Origin of the sequence: Bathymodiolus platifrons methanotrophic gill symbiont, from assembly GCF_002189065.1 — a bacterium.
Classification (GTDB): domain Bacteria; phylum Pseudomonadota; class Gammaproteobacteria; order Methylococcales; family Methylomonadaceae; genus Methyloprofundus.
This window is the reverse complement of record NZ_BDMN01000103.1, coordinates 23,395-31,177: the sequence shown is the minus strand read 5'-3', so window position 1 is coordinate 31,177 and position 7,783 is coordinate 23,395. Positions and strand designations below refer to the sequence as shown.

Annotated in this window: 5 protein-coding genes; 1 reads left to right on the top strand and 4 read right to left on the bottom strand. The window is 40.0% G+C overall.

Features of this window, described 5'->3' with window-relative positions; translation table 11 throughout:
* Positions 1–258: 258 nt before the first annotated feature.
* Positions 259–2,691: a fatty acid cis/trans isomerase gene (locus tag CDZ78_RS06525; RefSeq protein ID WP_087869281.1), complete on the top strand. Its 2,433-nt coding sequence runs from the start codon at positions 259–261 to the stop codon at positions 2,689–2,691.
* Between the two features lie 383 nt (positions 2,692–3,074).
* Here the strand turns inward: CDZ78_RS06525 and CDZ78_RS06520 are convergent, their stop codons facing one another.
* The 4 genes from CDZ78_RS06520 to CDZ78_RS06505 all read right to left on the bottom strand — a co-directional run bounded on the left by CDZ78_RS06520 (position 3,075) and on the right by CDZ78_RS06505 (position 7,618).
* The gene (locus CDZ78_RS06520) at positions 3,075–3,575 is read right to left on the bottom strand and encodes a sodium:calcium antiporter (protein ID WP_244559174.1); all 501 of its coding nucleotides are present in this window, start codon (positions 3,573–3,575) and stop codon (positions 3,075–3,077) included.
* Positions 3,576–3,664: 89 nt separating this feature from the next.
* Positions 3,665–4,231 (bottom strand): elongation factor P-like protein EfpL, encoded by a 567-nt coding sequence (efpL, locus tag CDZ78_RS06515; protein ID WP_087869279.1) that lies wholly within the window; start codon positions 4,229–4,231, stop codon positions 3,665–3,667.
* A gap of 73 nt (positions 4,232–4,304) precedes the next feature.
* Positions 4,305–6,014, bottom strand: a complete 1,710-nt coding sequence (locus tag CDZ78_RS06510; RefSeq protein ID WP_087869278.1) for a proline--tRNA ligase — start codon at positions 6,012–6,014, stop codon at positions 4,305–4,307.
* Between the two features lie 593 nt (positions 6,015–6,607).
* Positions 6,608–7,618, bottom strand: a complete 1,011-nt coding sequence (locus CDZ78_RS06505; protein WP_087869277.1) for a tryptophan--tRNA ligase — start codon at positions 7,616–7,618, stop codon at positions 6,608–6,610.
* Positions 7,619–7,783 lie beyond the last annotated feature (165 nt).

The following is a 7,783-nucleotide window of genomic DNA, read 5'->3' as shown; positions in this document are numbered from 1 at the left end:
ACGCCAGTGTTATTAGGAAATGCTAATATTTATTAAAAATAAGCACTAACTAATATTCTTATGCTTTAAAAACTAGGAAACTTCAGCTCCTAGTTATTCATGCTAGTTATTTCAGTTCATTTTCTTAACCGACAAGATTTATGCGAACAGCTTGCAGGAATGTTCAGAGTATCCGAGTTGTTTCTATTTTCGTTTAATAGAAAAATAAAATATACTAATGGGAAGATAATTTAATAATACTTTGCAGCGTTAAAAACTATGACTACAAAAACCTATTTTATATTATTACTATTAACGGTTATTACAAGTTGTACCACAGTGTACCAGACTGTCGAATCACCTGACTATAGCGCTTTATATGGGCCGTCCCAGCCTATGCAAAGAATTTTAACGGCAAAAGAGCTCGAAAAAAGCCTGGCGAATAATGCTATCTCTTATCACAATGATATTAAACCCATTCTAGAGTCCCGTTGTGTTGCTTGCCATGCTTGTTATGATGCACCTTGCCAACTAAAACTAGGATCTACGGCAGGTATTGACAGAGGGGCAACAAAACAACTGGTTTATGATGGTGGCCGATTAAGTGCCGTTAATCCAACACGTCTTTTTATTGACGCTGTTAACACGCAAGGCTGGAGGGATAAAGAATTTTACCCGGTATTGAATGAACGCAAGAACTCGACACAGGCGGCGTTGAATAATTCGCTGTTAGCTAAGTTAATTCAATTGAAGCGAGATAGCCCGCTACCTGAAACAGGAAAATTGCCAAATTCATTTGATATCAGCCTAGACCGTAAGCAGGAATGTCCAACCGTTAATGAATTTGATAAATATAAACAAAACCACCCTGACTGGGGCATGCCTTATGCAATGCCAGGCCTATCTCTAAAGCAGGAATATACTATTATGACTTGGCTACAGGAAGGGGCAAAATTTGACTCCCGGCCATCTTTATCTAGTGTAGCGTTACAGTCCATTGCACAGTGGGAACAATTTTTTAATCGCTCGTTGTTAAAACAGCAGCTTGTTTCACGTTATATCTATGAACACCTATTTATTGGACATATCCACTTTAAAGGGCATCCAAACGAAGAATTTTATCGCTTGGTACGTTCTACCACTCCGCCAGGTCAACCAGTCAATGAAATTGCCACATTACTTCCCTATGATGATCCGGGTGAGACAAAATTTTATTATCGGTTGCGTCCGGTTGAAGAAACTATCGTCGAAAAAACGCATTTTGTTTATGAATTAAGTCAGGACAAAATGCAACGTTATGATGAGCTGTTTTTTCAAGCGGACTATAGCGTGACTAAGCTGCCTTCATACCAAGCCGAAATTGCTGCAAATCCATTTTTGGCATTCGCTGATATTCCAAAAAATTCCCGGTATCAATTTTTACTAGATGATGCTCAATATTTTGTTTCAGGCTTTATCAAGGGGCCTGTCTGCAGAGGGCAAATGGCGTTGGGTGTAATACGGGATAGATTCTGGATTGCCTTCTTTAACCCCGGAGGAAAGAATAGCCTGCCAGAAATGGATAAAGACCTGCAAAAATTTGTAGCTGATCATTATTCTATCTTAAGCCTGCCAGGAACAGCTGGTAATGAGCTAGGTTTGTTTGGGTTTAAAAAATACAATGATCTTGCTGAGGAGTATCTCAAAATAAAAGATACGTTTGCTAACCAACTTATCGTTCAATATGGTGGATTTCAAATGGATGATATCTGGGATGGAAATGGTGTCAATCAAAATGCCTCATTAACTATTTTCAGGCATTTTGATAGTGCGACAGTGGTTAAAGGTCTGGTGGGAGATACCCCCTTAACAGGGTGGATTGTCGATTATCCTCTATTTGAAAGAATTTACTATTTACTCGTTGCAGGGTTTGATGTTTATAGTTCCATTAACCATCAGCTTGCATCGCGACAGTATATGGACTTTTTACGTATAGATGGGGAAAACAACTTTCTTAGGTTTATGCCCACAGATCAGCGCAATAAAATTCATGATAGCTGGTATAAGGGCATTACTGGAAGAATCGCCAGTTATATTAATACGCCATATTACAGTGCAGGTTACGAAACGGGTATAAATTATCAGACGACACATTATAAAAAGGAATTTTTTAATCAGCTCAGGAAAAGATTAGGTAAAGCAGCTGTCAATAAAGATATTATAAATGAGTGTGAGCAAGAAGCCTGCATTAGAAAAGAAGCATCCCCGTTGCAGCAAAGTGTGGATGTTTCCATGCGAGAATTGGCACAAATCAAAGGGCATGACCTGGGTGTGTTACCGGAAATGTCACTCGTGCGGATAAGAACTAAGCAGGGACAGGCCGATCAGGTTTATACCTTATTGTTGAATAAAACCCTTTTAAATGTTGCCTTTATGACAGGTGATAACCTTCGCAGAGAGCGAGCCCTTGATACGCTAACAGTCATTCCTGGTTTCTTGGGCAGCTATCCGAATTTTTTCTTTAATGTGCAACAGGAGCAATTACCTGAATTTATTGCAGCCATTAAAAATGCCAATAGTAGTGCAGATAAGGACGCGTTTTATAGCAAATATGGAGTACGCCGTACTAATCCTGAAATCTGGCAATATGTCGACTGGTTTAATGCTCAGCATAAAAAATACAGGGGTGTACGCGCGGGATTATTTGATCTGAATCGATATCATAATCTTTAATTGAATATTTTATGCAACTCCTAAGATGCCGGTTTACGTTTGCTAGTAATTTTGCCCACAGAAGTGTGGTTTAAACAACTGTAGGAGCGGTCTTTAGCCGCGAATCAATTAAAGGTCGTTTCTGAAAATATAACTCAAGACATTAGGATATTGACTAAACAGCTAATAAGTGAAGAGTAAAGCATATAATAAACAATGGGTTAAACCGTAGACTGGGTTAGATTATCTAGCGTAGCGCAGATAACGTCACCCGGCATTTTGTGATCCTCCTAAGATGCCGGGTGACGTTTGCTAGTAATGTTGCTCACAGAAGTGTGATTTAAATAACAGTAGGAGCGGTCTTTAGCCGCGAATCAATTAAAGGTCGCTTTTGAAAAAAGAACTCAAGACATTAGAGCATTAGCTATATAGCCAATGTAAACAGCTAAAAGAAAAGCGCCCATTAAACGACCCAGTGTTTTGTTTTTTGACAGACTGATATAGGCGACAAAGTAGTGCGGTCTAATGAGGATAACAGAGTTCAATGCGAGATCCAATGGAATGGGCTTGATGACAGCTGTTGCTCCTAGGGTAAAGAAAACATTAAAAATATTGGAGCCAAGGACATTACCTAGAACCATTCCAGCATCTTTTTTACGTGCCGCAGCAATGGAGGTAATCAACCCTGGAACGGATGTGCCAAGTCCTACGATAAGTAAACCGATGATTCGTTCTTGCATACCAAAGTTTATAGCAATACCGCTAGCAACATCCACGAAAAATTCACCACCGAACACTAACCCAAGAAGACCTACCAATACGAATATTGTAGCCTTGAGCATAGGGCGAGGTTCATGTTGACCTTCATAAATGGTAATTGCAACGCCAGAACTAACCGCTTTCACATGATGAGAACTTGCTGAGGCAGCTTCCCCATATACGTAACCACCCATCCTCTAGTGGGATAGTGGTTGGGTTATTTATTGCCAGCTCCCTAAGCTCTCGACATATATTTTCCTGTCACCGTATTAACTTTTATTACTTCGCCAGTTTCCAGATATTCAGGCACCTGAACTTCAATACCCGTAGGTAGCAAAGCAGCTTTTGTTCTAGCAGTTGCAGAAGAACCTTTAATGCCCGGGGCTGTGTCCATGATTTCCAGTTCGACTGTAGCAGGGAGCTCTATACCTAAAATATTACCATCCATAATCAAGGCAGTAATACCCTCTAAACCTTCGCTAATATAGCCTGTCTGGCCTTCCAGTTCATCTTCGTTTAATGTGTACTGGCTGTAATCTTCTGAATCCATAAACACATAACTTTCACCTTCATTGTAGGAATACTGGACCTTTACACGGATACAATCAGCTTCTTTAAGGAAATCATCACCTTTATATGATTCATCCAGTTTTTGTCCTGTCTTAAGGTTTGTGTAGCGAATCTTATAAAGTGTTGATGCGCCACGTGATGAAGGGCTTCTCGAGTCAACTTGTTTAACTGCATGTGGTGTATTATTAATCTCAATAAACATTCCACGTTTTAATTCACTGGCTTTGGGCATATTAATTCCTTATTCTGGTGATGAGCAAAGCATTGTTCGCCCAGCATCCAGTATTTTAAGTTTTAGTGTAGTACTAGCTTGTTTTTTCTTTAATAAAGGCAACAATCTGGTCTAATGAAATTTCCTGGTTTTCACTATCAGTGCGCCCGCGATATTCAACTGAATGACTATCCAGGCCACGATCTCCGATCACTATACGGTGGGGAATACCAATTAGTTCCATATCGGAAAACATGAAACCAGCGCGTACCTTACGATCATCAAAGAGCACATCAATTCCAGCAGCAGAGAGTTCTTGATAAAGTTTATTAGCTGCTTCACGTAAACGTTCTGATTTATGCATGTTCATAGGGCATAAGGCAACTTCAAACGGCGCTAAGTTATCTGGCCAGATGATACCGTTATCATCATGGCTTTGTTCAACAGCCGCTGCAACGACACGCGAGATACCGATGCCATGGCAACCCATGGTCATCGTTTCACTTTTACCGGCTTCATTAATAACACTAGCCTTCATGGCAGAACTATAAGTCGTCCCTAACTGGAAGATATGACCAACTTCTATTCCGCGTACAAGACTTAAAGTCCCTTTGCCATCGGGGCTGGGGTCACCCTCGACGACAGAGCGTAAATCCGCAATCTCAGTGGGGAGTGCTAAGTCTTTTTCCCAGTTAGTTCCTGTATAGTGCTTATCTTGTTGATTAGCACCACAGCAAAAATCAGTTAATACGCTTACACTACGGTCAGCAATTACGCGGATATTTAAACCGATAGGCCCGATTGAGCCGGGTTGACATTGGCAGGCATTAAAAACTTCTGCATCTGAGGCGAATTCAAGTGGAGCAAGAACGCCTTTGATTTTTTCTGCTTTAATTTCATTGAGTTCATGGTCGCCTCTTAACAACAGAGCAATCAATGAATCTTCTTCACCTTTAACTATCAATGTTTTCAGGCATTGCTGAGCAGGGATGTTTAAAAATTGCGACAGTTCTTCAATACTGTGCTGATTGGGTGTTTCAACTAATGTCAGGTCCTGTTTCGCTATTGCTGAGCTAACTGTAGGCATGAGTGCTTCAGCTGTTTCTACATTAGCCGCATAATTACTCTCAGTCGAAATTGCAATAGCATCTTCTCCTGAATCTGCAAGCACATGGAATTCGTGAGAAACTGCTCCTCCAATTGATCCAGAATCAGCAATAACTGCGCGGAAGTTTAAACCCAGGGCAGTAAAGATATTAGTATAAGCTTGATACATAACATCATACGTTTCTTGTAAAGATTCTTTACTAAGATGAAATGAATAAGCATCTTTCATAATAAATTCACGCGAGCGCATAATACCAAAGCGCGGGCGTATTTCATCACGAAATTTCGTTTGTATTTGAAAGTAGGTAACTGGGAGTTGTTTATAACTTTTTAATTCTTGGCGGGCTAAGTCAGTAATAATTTCTTCATGCGTAGGCCCTAGGCAAAAGTCTCTATCATGGCGGTCTTTTAAACGCGCCAGTTCAGGGCCATATTTCTCCCAGCGTCCTGTTTCCTGCCATAATTCCGCAGGCTGTAGTGCAGGCATTAGCAACTCTAAAGCACCTGCTTTTTCCATTTCCTGGCGTGTTATCTGTTCAACTTTACGTAGTACACGTAAGCCTAGAGGGAGCCAGGTATAAAGCCCTGAAGCTAGCTTACGAATAAGCCCCGCTCTGATCATTAATTTATGACTGGCAATTTCAGCATCGGCTGGAGTTTCTTTAACGGTACTAAGTGGAAATTGTGAGGTACGCATGTATCTTGAATGAGGGAAGTAAGTAAAAATGGTTATTTTACCTAGGCAGCAACTGTTTAGCTATGCCTTATACAACTAAAAACTGTTATATGGTTAATATGATCTAAAAAGCGTTGCTACGATGAGTTTAGGTCAGCCTAATATTTCTTATTCAAGGAACCAGATAAAATAAATCCCGAAACTTTGTGTAGCCCGTATGGAGCTTGCGGAATACGGGAAAGTGAGTACGCTATTTTTCCTGTATTTCGCAAGCTTCATACAGGCTACATTAGAACTTGGACTTGCGGATATTATTAAATCAGCATTCCTAAATGTTGAAAACACAAAAACAGAATTCTAAAAATAAATGAGTCAAAAAATAGGGCCATGCTTTAGCCCTTGATTATGCACAATAAAAGACTAGGGCACCTAGAAACACACGTCATCCATCCTTGCTAGTCTTTTTGTCCGTCATCAGCACAGTAGCAGTAGTTACGTAGCCAGCTATGCGCCAATTGCTACAGCATTGATGACAAACAAAAATTCTGCCCAATATTGGACGCATATTTATTCCTAGGTGCCTAAATTCATGCTCTGATTATTTGTGATAGGGATTAAATAATTTTCTGAATACCTACTGCTTTGCGTAATTCCAGTAAAAAAGGAGCACTAATCGCGCGTGCTTTTTCTGCCCCTTCCTGAAGTTGCTGTTCAATGTGCGCAGGTTCTTGTATTAAAGCTTCATAACGCTCTCTTGCCGGAATTATTTCAGTATTAATTTTTTCAAATAAAACTTTTTTCATCTCTCCCCAGGCAATTCCATCGGCATACTGCTGGCGAATATCAGCCACTTCATGTTCACTGGCAAATGCCTGATAGGTGCTAAACAGAGTGCAATCAGTCGGGTCTTTGGCTTCACCGGGTTCTAATGAATTAGTTTTAATTTTATTAATCAGCTTTTTTAATTTCTTTTCCGGGGTAAATAAAGGAATAGTATTGTTATAACTCTTACTCATTTTACGCCCATCAAGGCCTGATAATATAGAAGCGTTATCATCAATTATGGCTTCGGGTAGAGTAAAGTGTTCACCATAAATATGGTTAAAGCGTGAAGCAATATCCCGCGCCATTTCTATATGTTGAATCTGATCTTTACCAACGGGGACCTTATTAGCATTAAAAATAAGTATATCGGCAGCCATCAGGATAGGGTAGCTGAATAAGCCCATAGTTATACCTTTATCAGGGTCAGTATTCGTGGCTGCTTCATTTTCAGCCACCACTGCTTTATAAGCATGAGAACGGTTCATTAAACCTTTAGCAGTAACACAGGTTAGCATCCAGGTTAATTCCATAATTTCAGGCACATCAGATTGGCGGTAAAAGGTCGCATTTTTGGTATCCAGCCCCAAAGCCAGCCAGGTAGCAGCAATTTCTAAGCTGGATTGACGGACTTTTTCAGGCTCGGAACATTTAATTAAGGCATGGTAATCAGCTAGAAAATAAAAAGGGCTGGCATTTTCATCCTTACTTGCTTGAATGGCTGGGCGAATTGCACCGACATAATTACCTAAATGAGGGGTACCTGTTGTGGTGATGCCTGTGAGTATTGTCGATTTATTCATTCTGATTTATTCTCGTTTTAAGTATTTACTATGAATTAGTAACCAATTTGTCATTATATAGCTATTTTACGATATTCTGGCTGCTAAGAAAGCAGCTAATCTATATAATGGCGGATAAATTCCTCATTGCTTTAAAATTAAGTAAAAAAAACTGAATACTGCCGC